The organism is Antribacter soli, from assembly GCF_021568775.1.
Taxonomy (GTDB): domain Bacteria; phylum Actinomycetota; class Actinomycetes; order Actinomycetales; family Cellulomonadaceae; genus Antribacter; species Antribacter soli.
Genome location: NZ_JAKGSG010000004.1, coordinates 23,354 through 43,612, shown reverse-complemented (window position 1 = coordinate 43,612; position 20,259 = coordinate 23,354). Strand labels below are relative to the sequence as shown.

The 20,259-nt window shown below is 73.3% G+C and carries 17 protein-coding genes; 6 read left to right on the top strand and 11 right to left on the bottom strand.

Annotated features, from left to right (window positions below):
• Positions 1 to 196 precede the first annotated feature (196 nt).
• Positions 197 to 1,246 carry a hypothetical protein gene (locus L1785_RS00530; protein ID WP_236087160.1) on the top strand — a complete coding sequence of 350 codons (1,050 nt, stop codon included), beginning with the start codon at positions 197 to 199 and terminating at the stop codon, positions 1,244 to 1,246.
• Here L1785_RS00530 and L1785_RS00525 read toward each other — a convergent pair.
• The 4 genes from L1785_RS00525 to L1785_RS23105 form a co-directional block, all read right to left on the bottom strand.
• Positions 1,176 to 1,625: a tRNA (cytidine(34)-2'-O)-methyltransferase gene (locus L1785_RS00525; RefSeq protein ID WP_236087164.1), complete on the bottom strand. Its 450-nt coding sequence runs from the start codon at positions 1,623 to 1,625 to the stop codon at positions 1,176 to 1,178. The genes L1785_RS00530 and L1785_RS00525 overlap by 71 nt on opposite strands.
• A 124-nt stretch (positions 1,626 to 1,749) precedes the next feature.
• Positions 1,750 to 2,571, bottom strand: coding sequence for an alpha/beta fold hydrolase (locus tag L1785_RS00520; RefSeq protein WP_236087159.1), 822 nt, complete (start codon positions 2,569 to 2,571; stop codon positions 1,750 to 1,752).
• A gap of 2 nt (positions 2,572 to 2,573) precedes the next feature.
• Complete coding sequence (locus L1785_RS00515) at positions 2,574 to 3,371, bottom strand: alpha/beta hydrolase (protein ID WP_236087158.1); 798 nt, start codon at positions 3,369 to 3,371, stop codon at positions 2,574 to 2,576.
• A gap of 87 nt (positions 3,372 to 3,458) precedes the next feature.
• A complete protein-coding gene (locus L1785_RS23105) occupies positions 3,459 to 5,519 on the bottom strand; it encodes a helix-turn-helix transcriptional regulator (protein ID WP_236087157.1) in 2,061 nt (686 codons plus the stop codon).
• A 290-nt stretch (positions 5,520 to 5,809) separates the two neighbouring features.
• Here L1785_RS23105 and trpS point away from each other — a divergent pair, with 290 nt between their 5' ends.
• Positions 5,810 to 6,925, top strand: a complete 1,116-nt coding sequence (gene trpS / locus L1785_RS00505; protein ID WP_236087156.1) for a tryptophan--tRNA ligase — start codon at positions 5,810 to 5,812, stop codon at positions 6,923 to 6,925.
• A 168-nt stretch (positions 6,926 to 7,093) separates the two neighbouring features.
• Here the strand turns inward: trpS and L1785_RS00500 are convergent, their stop codons facing one another.
• Entirely contained in the window at positions 7,094 to 9,058 is a 1,965-nt protein-coding gene (locus tag L1785_RS00500; RefSeq protein WP_236087155.1) for a phosphoenolpyruvate carboxykinase (GTP), read from the bottom strand.
• A 199-nt stretch (positions 9,059 to 9,257) separates the two neighbouring features.
• Between L1785_RS00500 and L1785_RS00495 the strand changes: the two genes are divergently transcribed.
• From L1785_RS00495 to L1785_RS00485, 3 genes are all read left to right on the top strand, one after another.
• The gene (locus L1785_RS00495) at positions 9,258 to 10,721 is read left to right on the top strand and encodes an XRE family transcriptional regulator (RefSeq protein WP_236087154.1); all 1,464 of its coding nucleotides are present in this window, start codon (positions 9,258 to 9,260) and stop codon (positions 10,719 to 10,721) included.
• 81 nt (positions 10,722 to 10,802) lie between these two features.
• The gene (locus L1785_RS00490; protein WP_236087153.1) at positions 10,803 to 11,513 is read left to right on the top strand and encodes a hypothetical protein; all 711 of its coding nucleotides are present in this window, start codon (positions 10,803 to 10,805) and stop codon (positions 11,511 to 11,513) included.
• A 79-nt stretch (positions 11,514 to 11,592) separates the two neighbouring features.
• A complete protein-coding gene (locus L1785_RS00485; RefSeq protein WP_236087152.1) occupies positions 11,593 to 12,642 on the top strand; it encodes an AbrB family transcriptional regulator in 1,050 nt (349 codons plus the stop codon).
• On the opposite strand, the gene L1785_RS23360 is transcribed toward L1785_RS00485, so the two are convergent.
• From L1785_RS23360 to L1785_RS00465, 5 genes are all read right to left on the bottom strand, one after another.
• Entirely contained in the window at positions 12,555 to 12,743 is a 189-nt protein-coding gene (locus L1785_RS23360) for a ribonuclease HepT family protein (protein WP_372461764.1), read from the bottom strand. The genes L1785_RS00485 and L1785_RS23360 overlap by 88 nt on opposite strands.
• Before the next feature lie 80 nt (positions 12,744 to 12,823).
• Entirely contained in the window at positions 12,824 to 14,128 is a 1,305-nt protein-coding gene (locus L1785_RS00480) for an alpha/beta fold hydrolase (RefSeq protein ID WP_236087151.1), read from the bottom strand.
• Between the two features lie 128 nt (positions 14,129 to 14,256).
• On the bottom strand, positions 14,257 to 15,777 hold the full coding sequence (glpK, locus tag L1785_RS00475; RefSeq protein WP_236087150.1) for a glycerol kinase GlpK: 1,521 nt from the start codon (positions 15,775 to 15,777) through the stop codon (positions 14,257 to 14,259).
• A gap of 93 nt (positions 15,778 to 15,870) precedes the next feature.
• Positions 15,871 to 16,602, bottom strand: a complete 732-nt coding sequence (locus L1785_RS00470; protein WP_236087149.1) for an MIP/aquaporin family protein — start codon at positions 16,600 to 16,602, stop codon at positions 15,871 to 15,873.
• 157 nt (positions 16,603 to 16,759) lie between these two features.
• The gene (locus tag L1785_RS00465; RefSeq protein ID WP_236087148.1) at positions 16,760 to 18,505 is read right to left on the bottom strand and encodes a glycerol-3-phosphate dehydrogenase/oxidase; all 1,746 of its coding nucleotides are present in this window, start codon (positions 18,503 to 18,505) and stop codon (positions 16,760 to 16,762) included.
• Positions 18,506 to 18,649: 144 nt separating this feature from the next.
• On the opposite strand from L1785_RS00465, the gene L1785_RS00460 reads away from it, so the two are divergent.
• Positions 18,650 to 19,165 carry an amino-acid N-acetyltransferase gene (locus tag L1785_RS00460; RefSeq protein ID WP_236087147.1) on the top strand — a complete coding sequence of 172 codons (516 nt, stop codon included), beginning with the start codon at positions 18,650 to 18,652 and terminating at the stop codon, positions 19,163 to 19,165.
• A gap of 49 nt (positions 19,166 to 19,214) precedes the next feature.
• Here the strand turns inward: L1785_RS00460 and L1785_RS00455 are convergent, their stop codons facing one another.
• Positions 19,215 to 20,141, bottom strand: a complete 927-nt coding sequence (locus L1785_RS00455) for an iron-sulfur binding domain-containing protein (RefSeq protein WP_308113215.1) — start codon at positions 20,139 to 20,141, stop codon at positions 19,215 to 19,217.
• Positions 20,142 to 20,259: the final 118 nt, after the last annotated feature.

Below are 20,259 nucleotides of genomic sequence, written 5' to 3'. Positions count from 1 at the left end.
CCCCCCCCCCCCCGCCCCCCCCCCCCCCCGGCCCCCCCCCCCCCCGGGGGGGGGGCCCCGGGGGGCGGCCCCCCCCCGCGGCCCACTCTCCGACCAAAAGGCAGCAACCGCGGTTATCTGATTACATCCGGCTATGGCTCGGCCCCGAACACTGCCAGACCATCTCATCGCCGTCGCACGCCTTCAGGCGGGTCTGGTGACGGTCGGCCAGTGCGAGGAGGCGGGCGTCACCAGGAAGCACCAACGGAGGCTGCTGGACTGCGGCACGTGGACCCGTGTGACGACCGGGGTGCTCGACACCAGCGCCGTCGACCCGCGCCAGCACAGGAACGACGTCCGGCGACTGCGATCCGTGTGGACGGGGCTCCTCGCCTACCCGGGCTCCGTCGCGGTCGGCGCCTGCGCGCTCATGCTCCTCGGGGTCAGGGGCCTGCCGCGCGACCTGACACCCGAGGTGGCCCTGCCCGGCGGGCAAGCGGGCAGGCCGCGCGACGGCATCCAGGTACGCCAGTACACGTTCGACCTGGCGCCCGTCGTCGTCACCCGGCGCCGCATGGCCGCCGTCGAGTGGGCGTTCGCCCAGGCGCTCCCGGATCTCCCGAGGTTCCACGCGGTCGCGGCTCTCGACTCGGCTCGCAACCAAGGGCTCATCGACGACGCCGGGCTGGCGCGGGTCCGGGGGCTGCTGTGGCGGCGTCGCAGCAGTACCCGCTGCCGCTCGTTCCTGGACGACGTCGACGGCCGGGCGGAGTCACCGCCCGAGACCTTTGCCCGGCTGCAGTGCCAGGACGCCGGCATCGGCCCGGACGACCTCCAGCGCAACCTCTACGACGACGGCCGGTTCCTCGGACGCGGCGACCTCCTCTGGTACCTCGGCGACGGCCGCTGGCTCGTCGTGGAGATGGACAGCGCCCAGTTCTACACGGGCGACGCGGCGCTCCGCCATGACACCAGCCGGCAGAACGGGCTGGTCGGACGCGGCGGTCTCGTCCTGCTGCGGTACTACGCCGACCAGCTCTGGCCGCCAGGAGCGGTCACCGGGGAGATCACGTACTTCCTCCGCAAGCACGGGTGGGCGCCAGGGCGTGCGCTGCCATCCATGAGCGGCGACCACGACATCGTGGCCCCAACCGAACGGAGTTGGGGCCGCGACGTCGTGGTCGGAAGGCCCGGCCTCAGCCGCCCGCGAAGCCTGCCTGCCGCCACACCTCGTACACCGCGATCGATGCGGCGTTGGTCAGGTTGAGCGACCGTCGACCAGGCAGCATCGGGAGCTTCACCTGGTCGGTGATGCGGGGGTGGGCCAGGACGTCGTCGGGCAGGCCGGTGGGCTCCGGACCGAACAGCAGCACGTCGTCCCAGCGGTACTCGACGTCGGTGTACCGGGTGGTGGCCCGTGTCGTGAAGGCGAACACCCGCGAGCCGGGGAGCGCGTCGAGGGCGACGTCGAACGACGGGTGCACGTCCATGACCGCGAGGTCGTGATAGTCCAGGCCGGCGCGCTTGAGCTTGGCTTCGGACAGGTCGAAGCCGAGCGGCTCGACGAGGTGCAGCCGCGCCCCGGTGACCGCCGCCAGCCGGATCGCCGAGCCCGTGTTCCCGGGGATGCGGGGCTCGAAGAACATGACGTGGACGAGCGGGGCGGCGTCGTGGGGCACGGCCCCATTCTCCCAGCCGCCGCGTCGGCTGCCCGACGCCGGTCGCGCGCCCTCGCGAGAAGGCGAGCGACCAGCGTCGGGCACCGACGGCTCAGGAGGCGATGAACTCCAGGAGGTCCTTCGTGAACTCCTCCTCGTACGTGCCGAACAGGCCGTGCGGGGCACCCGGGTAGACCTTGAGGGTGGCGTCCTTGACGATCTGCGCCGTCTTGTAGGCCGCGGCGGCGATGGGGACGATCTGGTCGTCGTCGCCGTGCGCCACGAGGACCGGGATGTCGATCTTCTCGAGGTCCGCCGTGTAGTCCACCGCGGAGAACTGCGCGATGCAGTCGTAGGCGGGGGCGAGGCCGGCCTGCATGGACAGCCGCCAGAACTGGTCCCGCACGCCCTGGGTCAGCGCGGAGCCCTCCCGGTTGCCGCCGTAGAACGGGACGGACAGGTCCTGGTAGAACTGCGACCGGTCGGCGAGGACGCCGGCGCGGATGCCGTCGAACGCCTCGATCGGCGTCCCCTCGGGGTTCTCGGGCGTCTGCAGCATGAGCGGCGGCACGGCACCGAGGAGCACCGCCTTGCGGACGCGGGACGTCCCGTGCCGGCCGAGGTAGTGCGCCACCTCGCCGCCACCGGTGGAGTGGCCCACGAGCACGGCGCCCGTGACGTCGAGCGCCTCGAGGAGCGCCGCGAGGTCGTCGGCGTAGTGGTCCATGTCGTTGCCGGTGGACGTCTGGGTGGAGCGCCCGTGGCCGCGACGGTCGTGTGCGATGGCGCGGTAGCCGGCGTCGGCCACGGCCTTGAGCTGGTAGTCCCATGCGTCCGCGTTCAGGGGCCAGCCGTGGCTGAACACGACCGGGCTGCCCGAGCCCCAGTCCTTGTAGAAGATCTCGACGCCGTCAGAGGTGGTCACGTACGACATGGTCAGAATCCCTTCTCTTTCAGCCAGGCCAGGGCCGTGTCCGCGACCTCGGTCCAGCCGTGATCGATGGTCAGCGAGTGCCCGCGGTCCGGGTACTCGACGAGGTCCGTCACCACGGCGGTGTTGCGACGGTGCAGCTTGTACGCGGTGCGCGTCAGGGACGCGGGCACCGTGTGGTCCATGCCGCCGGCGACGAGGAGCAGCGGGCCGCGCTCGGCGTCGAAGTCCACGGTCGCGGGCGAGCCCGGGAGGATGTTGGCCGCGGCGTCCTCGAAGAGGGGCCGGCCGGGTGACGGGATCGTCCACCGCTCGTACAGGTCGGCGCACTCCTCGGCGGTGAGCTCGTTGCCGAAGCCGTAGGCGAACTCGTCCGGCGTGAGCGTCACCGAGCCGCGGAAGTTCGCGGGGTTGCGCAGCGCCACCGATGCGACCTTGAGCGACGACGGCGGCAGCAGGATGTTGCCTCGCATCGGCGCCGGGTCGATCGCGACGGCCCCCGCGACGTGCCCCTCCGCCAGGAGGCGCTGCACGATGAGGCCGCCGAACGAGTGGCCGACGGCCACGACGGGCCCTTCGGCTGCGTCCAGGCCCGCGATCAGCTCCACGTAGTGGCGGACCACGTCGCTGATGCCGAAACCGCCCGCCCGGTCGGGGTTGGCGCGGGCCTCCGCGACCGTGGGCGAGTCGCCCGGCCAGCCGGGGTGGTGGGCGTTCCAGCCTTCCGCGGCGAACCGCTCGGCCCAGGGTGCCCACGAGCTGGCGTGCAGCCACAGCCCGTGGACGAAGACGACAGTGCTCATGTGTGCTCCCGTTGTCCGACGACGTCGTTGTCGCCCAGCCTCGCCGCCGCGCCCGGGGTGGCGCTTCCGTCAGATGACTGCTCCGCGTCAGCGGGGCGGGACCACGTCCCGGAGCTGGGCCCGGCTCGTCACGCCGAGCAGCGGGAACACCCGGTACAGGTGGGAGCTGACCGTGCGCGGCGAGAGGTACAGCCGCTCGCCGATCTCCTTGTTGGTCAGGCCGCGTGCCGCGAGGAGAACGATCTCGCGCTGCTGCGGGGAGAGGCCGTCGAGGGTCGCGGGCGCGGGGTCCGAGCGGGCGGTCACGCCCGCGGCCCGCAGCTCGGTCGCGGCCCGCTCGGCGAAGGGCCGGGCGCCGAGACGCTCGAACGTCTCGGCGGCGGCGGTCAGGTGGGGCCGGGCCTCCTGCACGCGCCGACGGCGGCGCAGCCAGGCGCCGAGGTCGAGGAGTACACGGGCGCGCTCCACGGGGCGCGCGTCACCGTCGGGGTCGGACAGGGCGCGTTCGAAGTGGATCTCCGCCTCGTTTCCGGAGCCGGGCGAGGCAGCGACGACCAGCGCCGTCGCGTGCTCGGAGAGGGTGCGCAGCCGCGCCGATCCGCCGTCGCGCAGGCTGTCCCGGAACCGGTCGGCGACGTCGGCCGCCTCCTCGTACCGCCCGGTGCGCAGCGAGCTGGTCACCAGGTCGACCAGTCCGAAGAGGGCCGCGTGCGGGTGCGCGGGGTCGCCCTTGTCGTCGACGAGGAAGCGCAGGACGTCGTGCGCCCGCTCGTGGTCGCCGTCGGACAGGGCGGCGACGCCCAGGGCCTGCCGGGCGAACGCGCCGACCGACCGTGAGGTGCCCGGGTCGATCCCGGCCAGCGCGGTCCCCGCCAGGTCGCGGGCCCGCGCGGTGTCGCCGCGCAGGGCGACGAGATGGGCGAGGTCGATCAGCGCGTTCCGGCGCACGACGTCGGCGCCGCGCGCCTCGGCCTCGACCGCCGTCTCCTCGAGGATCGCCTCGGCCTCCGCCCAGGCGCCCGCGTCCCGGAGCGCCGCGCCCAGGGTGCCCGTGGCCAGCGGGTTCGCCCCGCTGGTCGCGAGTCGCTGGTGCTGGTCCCGGAACGCCCGCAGCATCGCGACGGCCTCGGTGGTCCGGTCGGCCATCCACGCGGCGCCGCCCAGCATGTTCAGCGTCACGTGGTCCAGCTCCAGCGGGTGCCCGACGGCGGCCAGCACCTCCCGCACCCACGCCGCGTGCCGCACCGGGTCCAGGGCGACGGAGAGCCACAGGTGGTGCGCGAGACCCGGGGACCGGTCGAGCGGGCTGCGGCCGGGCCGGAGGGGCGCGGGCGCCGGGACCAGAGCCAGCGCGGCCGCCACCTCCGCCGTCAGGACCGGGTCGCCCGCGTAGTACGCCGCGACCGCGGCGGGGGCGAGCGCGCCGTAGGCCACGTCCAGGTCGCCACCGCCCGCAGCGCGCGCGGCGACCGAGGTGAGCAGCCGGACGGCGTCCTCGTGGCGCGTCGTCTTGGACATGGTCCAGCCGGTCGCGAGCCCGGCCTCGAGCGTGAGCCGGGGGTCGTCCGTGAGGGCGAGCGCCCGGTCGCCGAGCCACGCGACCCGCTGCGCGTCCCCGGCGTACATCGCCGCGCGCATCGCGTGCATGAGTCGGTCGGCGGCGTCGGTCGGGTCGGGCGTCAGGGAGGCGGCGCGTTCCAGCAGGCGGGAGCTCGCTGCCCACCCGCCGTGCGCGCGGGCGTCCTCGGCAGTGCGCTCGAGGGCGGCGGCCGCCACCTCGTCGGGCCCGAGCGTCGCGGCCGCCAGGTGCCAGGCCTGCCGGTCCGTCCGGTGCGCGGCGTGCGCGCGATGTGCGGCGGCGAGCGCGAGGTGGCCGCGCCGTCGGTCCACGAACGGGGCGCGCTCGTAGAGGGCGGCCGGCAAGTCGGGCGAGGACCACAGGAGCGGGGTGCCCGCGGTGCCGTCGAGCCGGAGCAGCCCCGCGCGCTCGGCGGGCGCCCAGGTCGCGAGCTCCTCCTCGGTGAGCGAGCCGAGGAAGACCGGCAGGTCCTCGGGGTCCGCGGCCGCGGCGGTCATCAGCAGGTTCCGGGTGGCCTCGGGGAGGCCGTCGGCGACGGCGAGCATGGTGTCCAGGTCCGCCACGTCCACCGTTCCATCCCATCCCGCACGGCCCGCCCTGTCTCGCCGGGACGGCGAGCCGAGCGGGTGAATCGACGGACGACAGTACCCCGGGCGGTGACGCCGCCAGGCTCTCCCGGGCGGCCGGGCACCCGGTGTACCGTGAGGCACATGGCTCTCCGGCGCGACTGGTGGCGGCTGCACCCGCAGCCGTGACCTCGCGCGCCCGAGCGCACCCCGTCCCGAGCTGCCCGCCGCAGCCCGGGACGTCTTCTTATGCGTGGGGACCGGCGGGCGGCGCCCGAAGAAGGAGCCGACCCATGACCACCCTGACCGACACGCCCGAGGCGACCCGTCCGACGTCGGGCACCACACCCTCCGTGGAGGCCGCGCGCTTGCGGACCGCCGAGCTGGAGGCACGCATCGCGGGCGACCCCAGCGGGTTCCGCGTGCTGACCGGCGACCGCCCGACGGGCGCCCTGCACCTGGGCCACCTGCTCGGCACGCTCGCGAACCGCGTCCGCCTCCAGCAGGCGGGCGTCGAGCTCTTCCTCGTGCTCGCCGACTACCAGGTCGCCACGGACCGTGACGACGTCGGCGACCTGCCCGCGACCGTCCGCGAGGTCCTCCTCGACTACCTGGCGGCCGGGATCGACCCGGGTCGCACCACGGTCTTCACGCACTCCGCGGTACCGGCCCTGAACCAGCTCCTGCTGCCGTTCCTCTCGCTGGTGACCGTGGCCGAGCTGGAGCGCAACCCCACCGTCAAGGCCGAGGCGGCCGACGCCGAGCGCCGCCAGGGCCGCGGCATGTCGGGCTTGTTGTTCACCTATCCCGTGCACCAGGCCGCCGACATCCTGTTCTGCCACGGCAACCTCGTGCCCGTGGGACAGGACCAGCTGCCGCACCTGGAGATCACGCGGGCCGTCGCGCGGCGCTTCAACCAGCGCTACAGCGCGGCGCGGCCCTACTTCCCGGAGCCGGAGGCGCTGCTCGCGCCGTCGCCGACCGTGCTGGGCAACGACGGCGCCAAGATGGCGAAGTCGCGCGGGAACGCGCTCGAGCTGCGGGCAACCGAGGACGAGACGGTCGCCTTCGTGCGGCGTTCCCGGACCGACGCGGAACGGCGGATCACCTACGAGCCGGAGCGCCGGCCCGGCGTCGCCAACCTGCTCGTGCTCGGGTCGCACTTCGCCGGGGTGACGCCGGAGGCGCTCGCGGAGGAGGTCGGCTCGGCCGGCGCGGGCCGCCTCAAGCAGGTCGTGACGGAGTCCCTCGTGGAGGGCCTGCGCCCCCTGCGTGCCCGACGCCGGTCGCTCGCCTCGGCCGGGGACGAGCACCTCCGCGAGGTGCTCGCCGGCGGCAACGCCCGCGCGAACGAGATCGCGGACCGGACCTTGGACGACGTCCTGGAGCTCATGGGGATGCGGTACTGACCGCACCGGCACCGACCGCACCGGCACCGACCGACTACCTCGGCGACGAACACCCGCCGAGATGGTCACTCCGTCCGACCGGCCTACTACCTCGGCGACGAATACCCGCCGAGATGGTCACTCCGTCCGACGGAGTGACCATCTCGGCGTCTGAGGCGAGTGTCCGGGCTACTGCTCGAGGCGGTTGCGCAGCTGGGCGAGCTGCACCCAGAGCTGCTCCGGCACGCGGTCGCCGAACGTCTCGAAGAAGTCGCGCGTCAGGTCGGCCTCGGCCAGCCACGGCTCGACCGGGATGTCGAACAGCGCCTCGAAGTCGTCGGCGGGCACGTCGAGCCCGGTCAGGTTGATCGAGCCGTCCTGGGGCAGGCGCCCCACGGGCGTGCCGACGGACGCGTCGGGGCGCAGCCCGCGCTCGGCCTCGACCTGCCCGACGATCCACTCGACGACGCGCGAGTTCTCGCCGAAGCCCGGCCACAGGAACCGGCCGTCGTCGCCGCGGCGGAACCAGTTGACCTGGAAGATCTGCGGCCGCCGGTCGGCCTTGACGACCTCGCCCATGTGCAGCCAGTGCGCCCAGTGGTCGGCCATGTTGTAGCCGCAGAACGGCAGCATGGCGAACGGGTCGCGGCGCAGCTCGCCGAGCGCCCCCTCGGCAGCCGCGGTGCGCTCCGACGAGATCGTGGCGCCCATGAACACGCCGTGCTCCCAGCCGTACGACTGCGCGACGAGCGGCACGTTCGTGGCGCGGCGGCCGCCGAACACGATCGCGTCGACCGGCACGCCCTCCGGGGACTCCCACGTGTCCGCGATGGACGGGCACTGGGCGGCGGAGACGGTGAAGCGGGAGTTCGGGTGCGCCGCCGGCTCGGCGGAGTCCGGCGTCCAGTCGCGGCCCTGCCAGTCGGTCAGGTGGGCGGGCGCCTCGTCGGTCAGGCCCTCCCACCAGACGTCGCCGTCGTCGGTCAGCGCCACGTTCGTGAAGATCGTGTCGCGGGAGAAGGTCGCCACTGCGGTCGGGTTCGTGTCGATGCCGGTGCCCGGCGCGACGCCGAAGAAGCCCGCCTCCGGGTTGATGGCGCGCAGCGAGCCGTCCGGGCCGGGGCGCATCCACACGATGTCGTCCCCGATGGTCTCGACCTTCCAGCCCGGGATGGTGGGCTGCAGCATCGCGAGGTTCGTCTTGCCGCACGCGCTCGGGAACGCGGCCGCGACGTGGTACTGACGGCCCACGGGCGACGTCACGCGGACGAGGAGCATGTGCTCGGCGAGCCAGCCCTCGTCGCGCGCCATCGCGGACGCGATGCGCAGCGCGAAGCACTTCTTGCCGAGGAGCGCGTTGCCGCCGTACCCCGACCCGTAGGACCAGATCTCCCGCGTCTCGGGGAACTGCACGATGTACTTCGTGTCGTTGCACGGCCACTCGACGTCGGCCTCGCCCTCGGCGAGCGGCGCGCCGACGGAGTGCACGGCGGGCACCCACTGGGCCCCGGCCTCGATGAGCTCCAGCACGCTGGACGAGACCCGGGTCATGACATGCATGGACACCACGACGTACGGGGAGTCGGTGATCTCGACGCCGACCTGGGAGATCGGCCCGCCGACGGGGCCCATCGAGAACGGCACCACGTACAGGGTGCGGCCGCGCATGGAGCCCTCGAAGACGCCGCGCAGCTCGGCGCGCATCTCGTCGGGCTCGCGCCAGTTGTTCGTGGGGCCCGCGTCGTCCTTCGCGACGGAGCAGATGAAGGTGCGCGACTCCACGCGCGCCACGTCACTGGGGTTGGAACGCGCCAGGTAGGAGTTCGGGCGCTTCGCCTCGTCGAGCTTGATCAGCGTGCCGGCCTCGACCATCTCGTCGATCAGGCGCTGCTTCTCGGCGGCGCTGCCGTCGCACCACACGACGCGGGCGGGCTGGGTGAGCTCGGCGATGCCGGCCACCCAGGCGCGCACGTCCTGACGGCCGGTGCCTCCCAGCGCTCGCGGGCTCGCACCGGTGGGACGCCCGGTCTGCCCGACGTCGGCCGGGGTCGCCTCGCCTGGGGCGACGGCGCTGTCGGTGGAGGTCTGGTCGGTGACGTCGGCGACGAGCTCGGCGACGAGACGGGTGCGGCGGGGGTTGGCGAGGAACGACATCGGTGGGCTCCGTTCTGCTGCTGCGGTCCGGATTTCCACTGTGCGGCCCTCGGGGCCTACTTTTCCAGGCAACCTGCTGTGAAGATTCGCCGATCTTTACATATGATGAAGGACCGTCGTCCTGCGGGCAGTTCCGGGGTCTCCGGACGGTGACGGCGGTCACGTTTCACGGCGAACAGGCGAGTACGGGAGAGATGCCATGGTGCAGGCGGACGAGCGGCCGGCGTCGGACACCGACCTCATCACCCTCGGGCGGCGGATCCGGCACGCGCGCACGGCGCGCGGCCTGACGCTCGACCAGCTCGGGGAACGGGTCGGCTCGGCCCCGAGCCTGCTGTCCCTCGTCGAGAACGGGCGGCGCGAGCCGCGGCTGTCGCTGCTGCGCGCGATCGCCGAGGCGGTCGGGGTGCCCCTGAACGACCTGCTGTCGACGGAGCCGCCGTCGCGCCGGGCGGCGCTCGAGATCGCGCTCGACCGGGCGCAGCGGGGGCCGCTCTTCGCCGCCCTCGGCCTGCCTGCCCTCAAGCCGAGCCAGAAGCTGCCGATCCCCGTCCTGGAGCAGCTCGTCGGGATGCACCAGGAGCTTGCGCGCCGCGAGGAGGAGGCGATTGCGACGCCGGAGGAGGCGCGGCGCGCCAACACGGAGCTCCGGCTCGAGCGGCAGGCTCGCGACAACTACTTCCCGCAGTTCGAGACGATCGCCGAGGACCTCGTCACGCGCGCCGGCCACACCGGCGGCGCGCTCACCCACCGGACCGTCGCACGGATCGCCGAGCAGCTCGGGTTCACGCTGCTGCACGTGGAGGACCTGCCGCGCTCCGCCCGCACCGTGACCGACCTGCGCAACGGCCGGATCTACCTGCCGCCCGCCTCCACGCCCGGCGGCCACGGGCTGCGGTCTCTCGCGCTGCAGGCGATCGCGCACCGGGTGCTCGGGCACGAGCGGCCCCGGTCCTACGGCGAGTTCCTGCGGCAGCGGGTCGAGATCACGTACTTCGCCGCGGCGTGCCTCGTGCCGCGGACGCAGGCTGTTGCGTTCCTCGAGGCGAGCAAGCGGGAGCGTGACCTCGCGGTCGAGGACTTCCGGGACGCCTTCGGCGTCACGCACGAGGCGGCGGCCATGCGGCTGACCAACCTCGCCACCGTCCACCTCGGCATCCCGCTGCACTTCCTCCGGGTGGGCGACGACGGCGCCCTGTTCCGGGGGTACGCCAACGACGGCGTGCCGCTGCCGCAGGACGTCACCGGGGCGATCGAGGGGCAGCTCGTGTGCCGGCGGTGGGGCGCCCGCGAGGCGTTCGCACGCCGCGACAAGGCGAGCGAGTACTACCAGTACACCGACACCCCGGCCGGGACGTTCTGGTGCTCCACCCAGACCGGGTCCGGCGACGCCGGCGCGTTCTCCATCACCGTGGGCGTGCCGTACGCGCACGCCAAGTGGTTCCGCGGACGGGACACCCCGGTGCGCCGGGCCTCCACCTGCCCCGACCCGTCGTGCTGCTCGCGGCCCTCGCCGGACGCCGCGGAGCGCTGGGCGGCGTCGGCCTGGCCGAGCGGCCGGATGCACCAGCAGGTCCTGGCTGCCCTGCCGCGCGGGGCGTTCCCCGGCGTGGACGACGCCGAGGTCTACGCGTTCCTGGACAAGCACGCGCCGGAGCAGTGAGGCGAGGTTTTTCCTCTCAGGGCCGGATGGCGTTTACCGTTCGTACTCATGGCGACGAACCTTGCGTGCGTAGGACTGGACGTGAAGACTCGCAGCGGCTTCCGCGACCTGGTGCAGTCGGCGCTCGGCGAGGCCAGGCTCATCGCGAGGGAGCGCGACGTCGCGCTCCAGGTCTGGACGGACTCCTCCGGCGCCCGGCTCGTCATCACCACCGAGGGCGATCTCGTGCGCGCGGTGACGACGTCGTTCGCCGGACCGCTCGGCGCCCGCCTCGCGGACGTCCAGGCGGCCGACGGCGGGCTCGTCATCGCCGAGGTGGTGGACTCCGACCAGGAGGTGCTCGCCGCGTTCGCGTGCGAGCTCGAGGAGATCGCGCTGCTCGGCGACGCGCAGCACCCGGTCGTGGGCGACGCCTGCGTGGTGGCCCTCGGCCGGTCGCTCGACGTGTTCCCCGACGAGGACGCCTTCTACGCCTCCGACGCGTCGCTCATGACCTTCGCCGACGCCGACCCCGACGACGAGCCGCTGCGCTTCGACCCCGAGGCCTTCAGCCCCGACGGGGCCTTCACGATGCAGGTCGACGCCGTCGCGAGGATGAACGGGACGGTGCTCGAGGTGTCGCGCCGGCACGTCCGGCGGACGGGCCAGTACTTCGACGTCGCCCGCGTCCGCACCGGCGGCTTCGAGGCGAACCTGTGCGTTCCGGCCATGGAGGTGCCCATGCGGCCCGACGACGTCGTGGCCGCCCACGTGTACCTGGTGGCGTCGGTCCCGGGCCTGGTCCGGGCCTGACCTGCGAGGCCCGCCGGGGGATGGACTGTTGCCCCGGCGAAACACGGGACGCCTACGGTGGAGCCGTGAGGTGCACGGCGTGAGCTGGGAGCGGACCAGGTGGCAGGGATACCTGCTGGTCGCGGCCGTGGCCATCGGAACGAGCGTGCTGCTCGACCTGGCGGGGATGCCGTCGCCCGTGCTGTTCGGGGCGCTCGCGGGCGGGATGGCGCACGCGCTCACGTCGCCGACGCGCATCGATCTGCCGGCGCCGCTGTTCCGCGTGGCGCAGGGGCTCATCGGCGTGATCACCGGCTCGATGGTCAGCGCGGCTGCGCTCGCCTCCATGGCCGCGTCGTGGCCGACGATCGCCCTGGTCACCCTCGGGACGGTGGCGGTGAGCCTGGCCGCCGGCCAGGTACTGGCTCTGCGCCGGGACGTCAACCGCGTCACAGGGGCGTTCGCGCTGCTCGTGGGCGCGGCGTCCGGCATGGTCGCGACCGCGCGCGAGCTCGGCGCGGACGACCGCGTCGTCACCGTCGTCCAGTACCTGCGGGTGCTCGTCGTCCTGGTCACGATCCCGCTGGTCACCACCGTCGTGTTCGACGCCGGGGACGCGCACGCGGCCCTCCCCGTCACAGACCCGCGCCTGGGCCGGTCGCTGGCCTTCGTCGGCGTCTCCCTCGTCCTCGGGCTGCTCCTCGCCCGCGTGCTCCGGTTCCCGACGGCGGTGGTGCTCGCGCCGATCGTCGTCGCGGCGGTGATCGCCGCCGAGGGCTGGCTCGGACCGGTCGCCGTGCCGGAGCCCGTGCAGTGGTTCGCGTACGCGCTCATCGGCGCACAGGTCGGGCTGCGGTTCACGCGAGCGAGCCTCGTCGCCATCGCCCGCCTGCTGCCCGCGGTGCTCGGGATCATCGTGGTGATGGTGGTGGTCACGGCCCTCATGGGCGGGCTGCTCGCACTGCTCACCCCGGTCGACGGGATCACGGCCTACCTCGCCACGACGCCCGGCGGGATCTTCGCCGTGCTCGCCATCGCCGCCGACACGGGCGCGGACGCCACCTACGTCGTCGCCGTCCAGACCGCGCGGCTGCTCGTGATCCTGGCGATCGCGCCCCTGCTGGCCCGCTGGTACGGCCGCCGGCCGTGAGGGGCGAGCTCCGCCACCATCGTCGGCACCCGGTTCGCGAGTGCGCGCCAGACGAACTCGTCGTCCACCCCGTCGCAGACGTGTGCGATCAGGTTCCGCATGCCCTTGAGCGCCTGCTGTGATCACGCTGTCCCGTCCGCCACCGGTCAAGCGGTGCCGCCCTTGCAAGGCTGCGCACAGGTCAGCGCAGCGCGCCGCCGCGGGCGTCCAGGCGGGCGAGCAGGCGGTCGAGGACGTCGCCGAGCCGCAGGCCGTCGTGCTCGAACTCGTTCGTCACCCACGCCTCGGCGTTGCCCACGTGCGCCGCCGTCTCCAGGGACAGGCCCGCGTCGACGAACATGTCGTCGAAGTACACCGCCGCCTCGACCGGCACCTCGTTGGAGGCCAGCAGGTCGAGGTGGTAGAGGTCGCTCCAGTGGTCCCGCTCGGCGAGGGCGTCGGCCGCGGCCTCGAACGGCCGGAGAGCCGCGACCTCGCGGAACATCCAGGGGTAGATCATCTCGCCGGTGAGGAGCAGCGGCCGCGCGTCCTCCGCGAAAGCTGGGTCGGCGTCCCGCACGGCCTGCGCCGACCACGCCGTCGCGCCCGAGTGCGCCTGCGCGTAGATGCTCTCGTGCAGCACGGCGTACAGGGGGTTCGTCGCGAACGACGTCTCGGTCTCGACCGTGGCGAGGAACGTGTCGGTCAGGTCGTCGCCGGCCTCGGCCGACCACCCGTCGAAGGCCTCGTCCACGATCCAGTGGACCCGCTCGAAGCCGGGCTTCATGCCGAAGTCCATCCCCAGGGACTGGAAGCGGCGGACCGTGAGGAGGTCGCCGCCGGGGAGGCGGACGTCGTCGGCGGCGAGGCGGTCGGCGATGCGACCCAGGAGCTCGGTCACGTGCGGGTAGCGCGCCCGGAAGCGCTCGTTCTTCGCGGCGACGCGCGGCTGCGTGCGCTCGTACACGTCGCGGGCGCTCGCCGTCAGGCCCGGCAGGCCGCCGGTCACGAGGCACGCGGCGAGGCCCTGCGGGGCGCGCGAGAGGTACGTCATCGTGATGAAGCCGCCGTACGACTGGCCCAGCGACGTCCACCGGCGGCCGCCGTACAGGGTGGTGCGCACGTGCTCGGCGTCGGCCACGACGGAGTCCGCGCGGAAGTGCGTGAGGTACTTCGCCTGCTGCGCGGGCGTGCCGACCGCCGCGAGAGCCGCGCCGCGGACCGCGCTGCTGCGGCCCGTCCCGCGCTGGTCCAGCAGCACCACGCGGTAACGGCTGAGCGCCGTGCCGAGCCAGCCGTCCGGGCCGGTCGGCCGCGGGCCCTTGCCGCCGGGTCCGCCCTGGAGGAACACCAGGAGCGGCAGGTCCTCGCGGCGCCGCGCGGGGTCGACCAGCTCGCGGGCGAAGACGGTGATCCGGCGGGGGTCCGAGTCGTCCCACCAGTCGAGTGGCACCTCGAGGCGGTGGTCGGTGACGTGGGCGCCGGGCAGGGTGTAGCTGAGGCTCACGGGCCAACGGTATCCGGGGAGGGCGGGCGCGAGGTCCGCTTCGAGAACGCCATCAGGTATCGCCCTCGCACGGAGGGCGATACCTGATGGCGTTCTCGAAGCGGACAGCCGCCGCCGGCAGCGTCCGGCTAGTGCGAGTGGGTGTCCTCGTCCACCCAGTCGAACGTCTTCGTCACGGCCTTCTTCCAGTTCCGGTAGAGCCGCTCCCGCTCGCCTTCCTCGACGTCGGGCGTCCAGCGCCGGTCCTCCGCCCAGTTCGCGACGACGTCCTCCTCGCCCTTCCAGAAGCCGACGGCGATGCCCGCGGCGTACGCGGCCCCGAGCGCGGTGGTCTCCGCGACGACGGGCCGCACGACGTCGACGCCGAGCTGGTCGGCCTGGAACTGCATGAGCAGCTCGTTGTTGACCATGCCGCCGTCCACCTTGAGCTCGGTCAGCGTGACCCCCGAGTCGAGCGCCATGGCGTCGACGACCTCGCGGGTCTGGTAGGCGACCGCCTCGAGCGCGGCGCGCGCGATGTGGTTGCGGGTCACGTACCGGGTGAGCCCCACCAGGGCGCCACGGGCGTCGGGCCGCCAGTACGGCGCGAAGAGCCCGGAGAACGCCGGCACGAAGTATGCGCCGCCGTTGTCCGTCACCTTCCGCGCCAGCCACTCGACGTCGGCCGAGTCGGAGAACAGCCCGAGGTTGTCGCGCAGCCACTGGACCAGCGCCCCGGTGACGGCGATCGACCCCTCGAGCGCGTAGACGGCGTCCGCGGACCCGATCTTGTAGCAGACCGTGGTGAGCAGACCGTGCTCCGACGGCACCTTCTCGGTCCCCGTGTTGAGGAGCATGAAGTTGCCGGTGCCGTAGGTGTTCTTCGCGGTGCCGACCTGGAAGCACGCCTGCCCGAACGTCGCCGCCTGCTGGTCGCCGAGGATGCCCGCGATGGGCACGCCCGGCAGCAGGCCGCCGGCCCGCCCCCTGCCGTACTCCTCCGAGGACGAGCGGATCTCGGGCAGCATCGAGAGCGGGATCCCCATGTCGGCGGCGATGTCCTCGCGCCACGACAGCGTGTCGAGATCCATGAGCATGGTCCGCGACGCGTTGGTGACGTCGGTGACGTGCACGCCGCCGTCGACGCCGCCGGTCATGTTCCACAGGACCCACGCGTCGGTGTTGCCGAACAGGAGGTCGCCCCGCTCCGCCTTCTCTCGCGCACCGTCGACGTTGTCGAGGATCCACTTCACCTTCGGTCCGGAGAAGTACGTCGCGAGCGGCAGGCCCACGATGGCCTTGTACTTGTCGGCGCCCTCGGCCCCGCCGAGCGCGTCGACGATCGGCTGCGTGCGCGTGTCCTGCCAGACGATGGCGTTGTGGACGGGCTTGCCGGTCGTCCTGTCCCACACCACGGTGGTCTCGCGCTGGTTCGTGATGCCGACGGCGGCGACGTCCGTGTGGTTGATGTTCGCCCTCGTCAGGGCCAGGCCGACGGCTTGGCGCACGTTGTCCCAGATCTTCTCCGGGTCGTGCTCCACCCAGCCCGCCCGCGGGAAGATCTGCTCGTGCTCCAGCTGGCCGGTGGACACGATGGTCCCGCCGTGGTCGAACACGATCGCCCGCGAGCTCGTGGTGCCCTGGTCGATCGCGAGTACGTAGTCAGGCATGTCGACTCCTTCGTCAGTTCGTCCCATTCTTGCGCCCGACGCCGGAGGGTCACCTTCCGTACGGAAGGCTCGCCCCCGGCGTCGGGCACCCCGTCAGAAGGCTGCGCCCGCGAGGAGGCCGCCCAGGGCTCCCCCCACGAGGGGGCCTACCACCGGTACCCACGAGTAGGCCCAGTCGCTGCTGCCCTTGCCGCGGATCGGCAGGAGGAAGTGCGCGATGCGCGGGCCGAGGTCGCGGGCCGGGTTGATGGCGTAGCCCGTGGGCCCGCCGAGGCTCGCGCCGATGCCGAGCACGACGAGCGCGGCGCCGAGAGGGCCGAGGTCGCCGGGCCAGTTCCCGAACGCCAGGATGACGAACACGAGGAAGAACGTGCCGATCACCTCGGTGACGACGTTCCAGCCGTACGAGCGGATGTTCGGCCCGGTCGAGAAGACGGCGAGCTTGATCGCGGGCTCGGCGTCCTCGTCGAAGTGCCGCTTGTAGGTGAGGAAGGCGAGGGCGGCACCGACTGCCGCGCCCGCGAGCTGCGCCACGGCGTAGGCGAAGAAGTTCGCGACCGACACGGGGATGTCCGGGCCGAAGTTCTCGGCGCCCGAGGCCCAGATTCCGACGGTGACCGCGGGGTTGATGTGCGCCCCTGAGTGCAGGGCGACGTAGACGCCGGCGAAGACCGCCAGGCCCCACCCGAAGTTGATGAGGAGCCAGCCGCCGCCGTTGCCCTTGGTGCCGGGGAGGATCGCGTTCGCGACCACGCCGGCGCCGCCCAGGAGCAGGATCATGGTCCCGAGGAACTCGGGCACCATGATGTCGTTCCACACATTCATCACGGTCTCGCTTTCTGCCGACCACGATGTCGGCGACATGTCCGCGCTCCCCGGGCCGGTGGGTGACCGGGCCCGGGCAGGGCGGGCGAGGGTGTTCAGTTGTGTACGTCCCGGTGCTGGCCGACGGCGTCGCGGGTCGCCCCGCGGCTCCGGCCGCCTACACCCGCAGCGGCTGCATCACCGCCACGTCCTCGGCCTCCCGGCGAACCGCCTCGGCGGAGTCGTCGTCCGGCGCGTCCTGTGCGGCGAGGAACGCCGTGACGCGCGAGCGCCACTGCCCGACCTCACGCGCGACCGTCGCCTCGTCCCAGCCCAGCAGGGGCGCCGCGATGGCGGCGGCCTCCTCCGCGGCAGCCGATCCCCGGTCCACCACCTCGTAGACCAGGCGCGTGCGGTGCGCCAGCAGGTCCTCCAGGTGCAGCGCACCCTCGTGCGAGACCCCGTAGTGCACCTCGGCCCGCAGGTACGCGGGGGCGTGCTCGAGGGGCCGGGCGAGGTCCGGCTGGGCGTCGCAGAGCTCGACGATCTCCGCCAGGTTGGAGCCGTACCGGTGCAGCAGGTGGTCCACCATGGGCGGCGACCAGCCGAACCGCTTCGCCCACGCGCGGGCCTGGCGCTGGACGGCCCGGAGGCCCACCGCGCCGGCCAGCGGGATCTGGTGCGTGATGCTCGGCAGCGCGGCGGCACGCTGGCCGATCGCGAAGTCGACGGCGTCCTTGGCCATGATCCGGTAGGTGGTGAGCTTGCCGCCGGCGATCACCGTCAGGCCCGGGGTGGGGCTGGCGACGGTGTGCTCGCGGGAGACCTTCGCGGAGCTCGTCCCCGCCTTGGTGCCGGGCTGCAGCAGCGGGCGCAGACCCGCGTAGGTTCCGATGATGTCGTCCCTGGTCAGCGGGTGGGCGAGGACGGCGTTCGCGTGGTCGAGGACGTAGTCGATGTCGGCGCTGGTCGGCACGGGGTGCGTCGGGTCGAGGTCCCACGGGGTGTCCGTCGTGCCGATGATCCAGTAGCGGGACCACGGGATGACGAACAGCACCGACTTCTCGGTCTGCAGGATCAGCCCCACGTGGCCGCGGATTCGCTCGCGCGGCACCACGATGTGCACGCCCTTCGACGCGAGGACGCGCAGCCCGCCCTCGCTGCCGGCCAGGGCCTCGGTGTCCTCGGTCCACACGCCGGTCGCGTTGATCACCGAGCGGGCGCGCACCGTGATCTCGCGCCCGGTCTCGAGGTCCACGACGACGGCGCCGTTGACCGCGCCCGTCGACCCCTGCGTCAGGCTCACCACCTGGGTGCGGCTCGCGGCGTGCGCGCCGTAGCTCACGGCCGTCCGGACCAGGGTCGCGACCAGGCGCGCGTCGTCGACGGACGCGTCCCAGTACTGGACGGCGCCGACGGCGGCGTCGTGCGCCAGGTCCGGGAACTTGGCCTCCATGCGGGCCTTGCTCAGGTGCCGGTGGAACGGCATGGGCCGCCGCCCCGGGGTGAGGGTGGCGAGGATGTCGTAGAGCGCGATGCCCGCGCCGACGTACGCGCGCTGCCAGACCCGGTGCTCCAGCGGGTAGAGGAACGGGACCGGCCGGACGAGGTGCGGCGCAAGGTCGCGCAGTAGCAGGTCTCGCTCGGTCAGCGCCTCGTGCACCAGGTGGAAGTCCAGCATCTGCAGGTAGCGCAGGCCGCCGTGCACCAGCTTGCTGCTGCGGCTCGACGTGCCCGAGGCCCAGTCCTGGGCCTCGACGACCGCGGTGGACAGGCCGCGCGTCACGGCATCCAGGGCGATGCCCGCGCCCGTCACCCCGCCGCCGATCACGAGGACGTCCAGCTCTGCCGAAGTGCTCACGCTGGCCTCGAGCGCGGCCAGGGCTTGAGCCCGGGACTCCGCGGTGAGCCGGGTAGATGCCATGGATCCACGTCACCATGCAATTCGGACGTTGGCAAGGGGGCGGTCTGCGTGTCGCAACGGCATTCCAGGTCACCCGGTGGAGGTGCCCGCGCCGGGCGGCGCCGTGGTGTCCGCGCGGGCCGGCGCCCGGCGTAGGGTGGCGCCGTGCCTGGCGAACCGCGCATCACCGTCCGTCCCGCCCTCCCCGCCGACGTGCGTGCGATCCGCGCCCTCGTCGAGCCGTACGCCGAGCAGCGCATCCTCCTCGCGAAGGAGATGGTGGGCTACTACGAGGCGGTCCAGGAGTTCCTCGTCGCCGACGCCGGGCCGGCCGGACCGGTCATCGGCTGCGGCGCGCTGCACGTCATGTGGGACGACCTTGCCGAGATCCGCACCCTCGCCGTGTCGCCCGAGTACCGCGGGCTGCGCGTGGGACACGCGATGGTCGAGGCGCTCGTGGCGCGGGCGCGCGACCTCGGCCTGCGCCGCGTCTTCTGCCTGACCTTCGAGGTGGAGTTCTTCGTCAAGCACGGCTTCAGGGAGATCGAGGGCACGCCCGTCACGCAGGAGGTGTACGCCGAGCTGCTCCGCTCGCACGACGACGGCGTGGCCGAGTTCCTCGACCTCGCCCGCGTGAAGCCGAACACCCTCGGCAACACGAGGATGCTCCTCGAGCTCTGACGCAGCGACCACCACGGCGGGGTGGTCCTGCCGAGCTGGTCGGTCCGTCCTACGCCGGCAGGTGGTAGCGGCCGGCCTCGTCCTGCTCCGCCAGTCCGTCCTCGATGAGGCCCGACAGCGCGCGGTCGAGCTGCCCCGGGCGGAGCTGCGGTTCGCCCGCCCACACCTCCTCGAGCAGCGCCCGGTCGACGGGTCCGTGCGCGCCGCGCAGGACCGACATGACCCGGCCTCGTGCCTGCCGGTCGGTGCCCGCCCAGGCCTGCGTCCGGCGTCGGGCGGCGTGGGCGTCCGGAGGCGACCCGGCCGCGCGCCATGCGCACAGGTCCGCCACGGGACAGCCAAGGCACTCGGGGGAGCGTGCGGTGCAGACCAGCGCGCCGAGCTCCATCGACGCCGCCGCCCAGCGGGCGGCGTCCGCGGCGTCGTCCGGCACGAGGGCGGCGGCCAGCGCGCGCTCGGCCGCCGTGTACGACGGCGCCGGCAACGCCGTCCCGCTCACCACCCGGGCGAGGACGCGCCGCACGTTCGTGTCGACGACGACGGACCGCCGGCCGAACGCGAACGCCCGCACGGCGGCGGCCGTGTACTCGCCGACGCCGGGCAGGGCGCGGAGCTGCTCCTCGTCGTCGGGGACGCCGCCGCCGTGGCGGTCCACGATCGCCTGCGCGCACTCCTGCAGCCGCAGCGCGCGCCGCGGGTAGCCGAGCCGGTCCCAGGCGCGCAGCACGTCGGCGGTCGGGGCGGTGGCCAGGGCGGCCGGCGTCGGCCACTGCGCGAGCCAGGCCCGCCAGACCGGCTCCACCCGTGCCACCGGCGTCTGCTGCAGCATCACCTCGCTGACGAGGATGGCCCACGGTGTTGGTTCTTTCCCGGATCCCGCCCGCCAGGGCAGGTCGCGTGCCGCCTCGTCGAACCACCGCACGACGGCGGAGCGCACCTGCGCACGTCGCGCCACCTCGGCCAGGGCTTCCGTCACGAGGACCTATCTTCCCCTGCCTTCCCGTCGTCGCTGTCAGAAGCTCTCCGCTATCTCCTTGCGTGCCTCTGACGACGCGGGTGGGGGCCCCGGCGAGGGGCGGGTGCGGGTGGGGCCC

Excerpts from the sequence above, each read along its gene's own strand:
- L1785_RS00525 (WP_236087164.1), bottom strand. The coding sequence starts at position 1,625 with ATGTTCTTCGAGCCCCGCATCCCCGGGAACACGGGCTCGGCGATCCGG.
- L1785_RS00520 (WP_236087159.1), bottom strand. The coding sequence starts at position 2,571 with ATGTCGTACGTGACCACCTCTGACGGCGTCGAGATCTTCTACAAGGAC.
- L1785_RS00515 (WP_236087158.1), bottom strand. The coding sequence starts at position 3,371 with ATGAGCACTGTCGTCTTCGTCCACGGGCTGTGGCTGCACGCCAGCTCG.
- trpS (WP_236087156.1), top strand. The coding sequence starts at position 5,810 with ATGACCACCCTGACCGACACGCCCGAGGCGACCCGTCCGACGTCGGGC.
- L1785_RS00500 (WP_236087155.1), bottom strand. The coding sequence starts at position 9,058 with ATGTCGTTCCTCGCCAACCCCCGCCGCACCCGTCTCGTCGCCGAGCTC.
- L1785_RS00495 (WP_236087154.1), top strand. The coding sequence starts at position 9,258 with ATGGTGCAGGCGGACGAGCGGCCGGCGTCGGACACCGACCTCATCACC.
- L1785_RS23360 (WP_372461764.1), bottom strand. The coding sequence starts at position 12,743 with ATGCGGAACCTGATCGCACACGTCTGCGACGGGGTGGACGACGAGTTC.
- glpK (WP_236087150.1), bottom strand. The coding sequence starts at position 15,777 with ATGCCTGACTACGTACTCGCGATCGACCAGGGCACCACGAGCTCGCGG.
- L1785_RS00470 (WP_236087149.1), bottom strand. The coding sequence starts at position 16,602 with ATGAATGTGTGGAACGACATCATGGTGCCCGAGTTCCTCGGGACCATG.
- L1785_RS00465 (WP_236087148.1), bottom strand. The coding sequence starts at position 18,505 with ATGGCATCTACCCGGCTCACCGCGGAGTCCCGGGCTCAAGCCCTGGCC.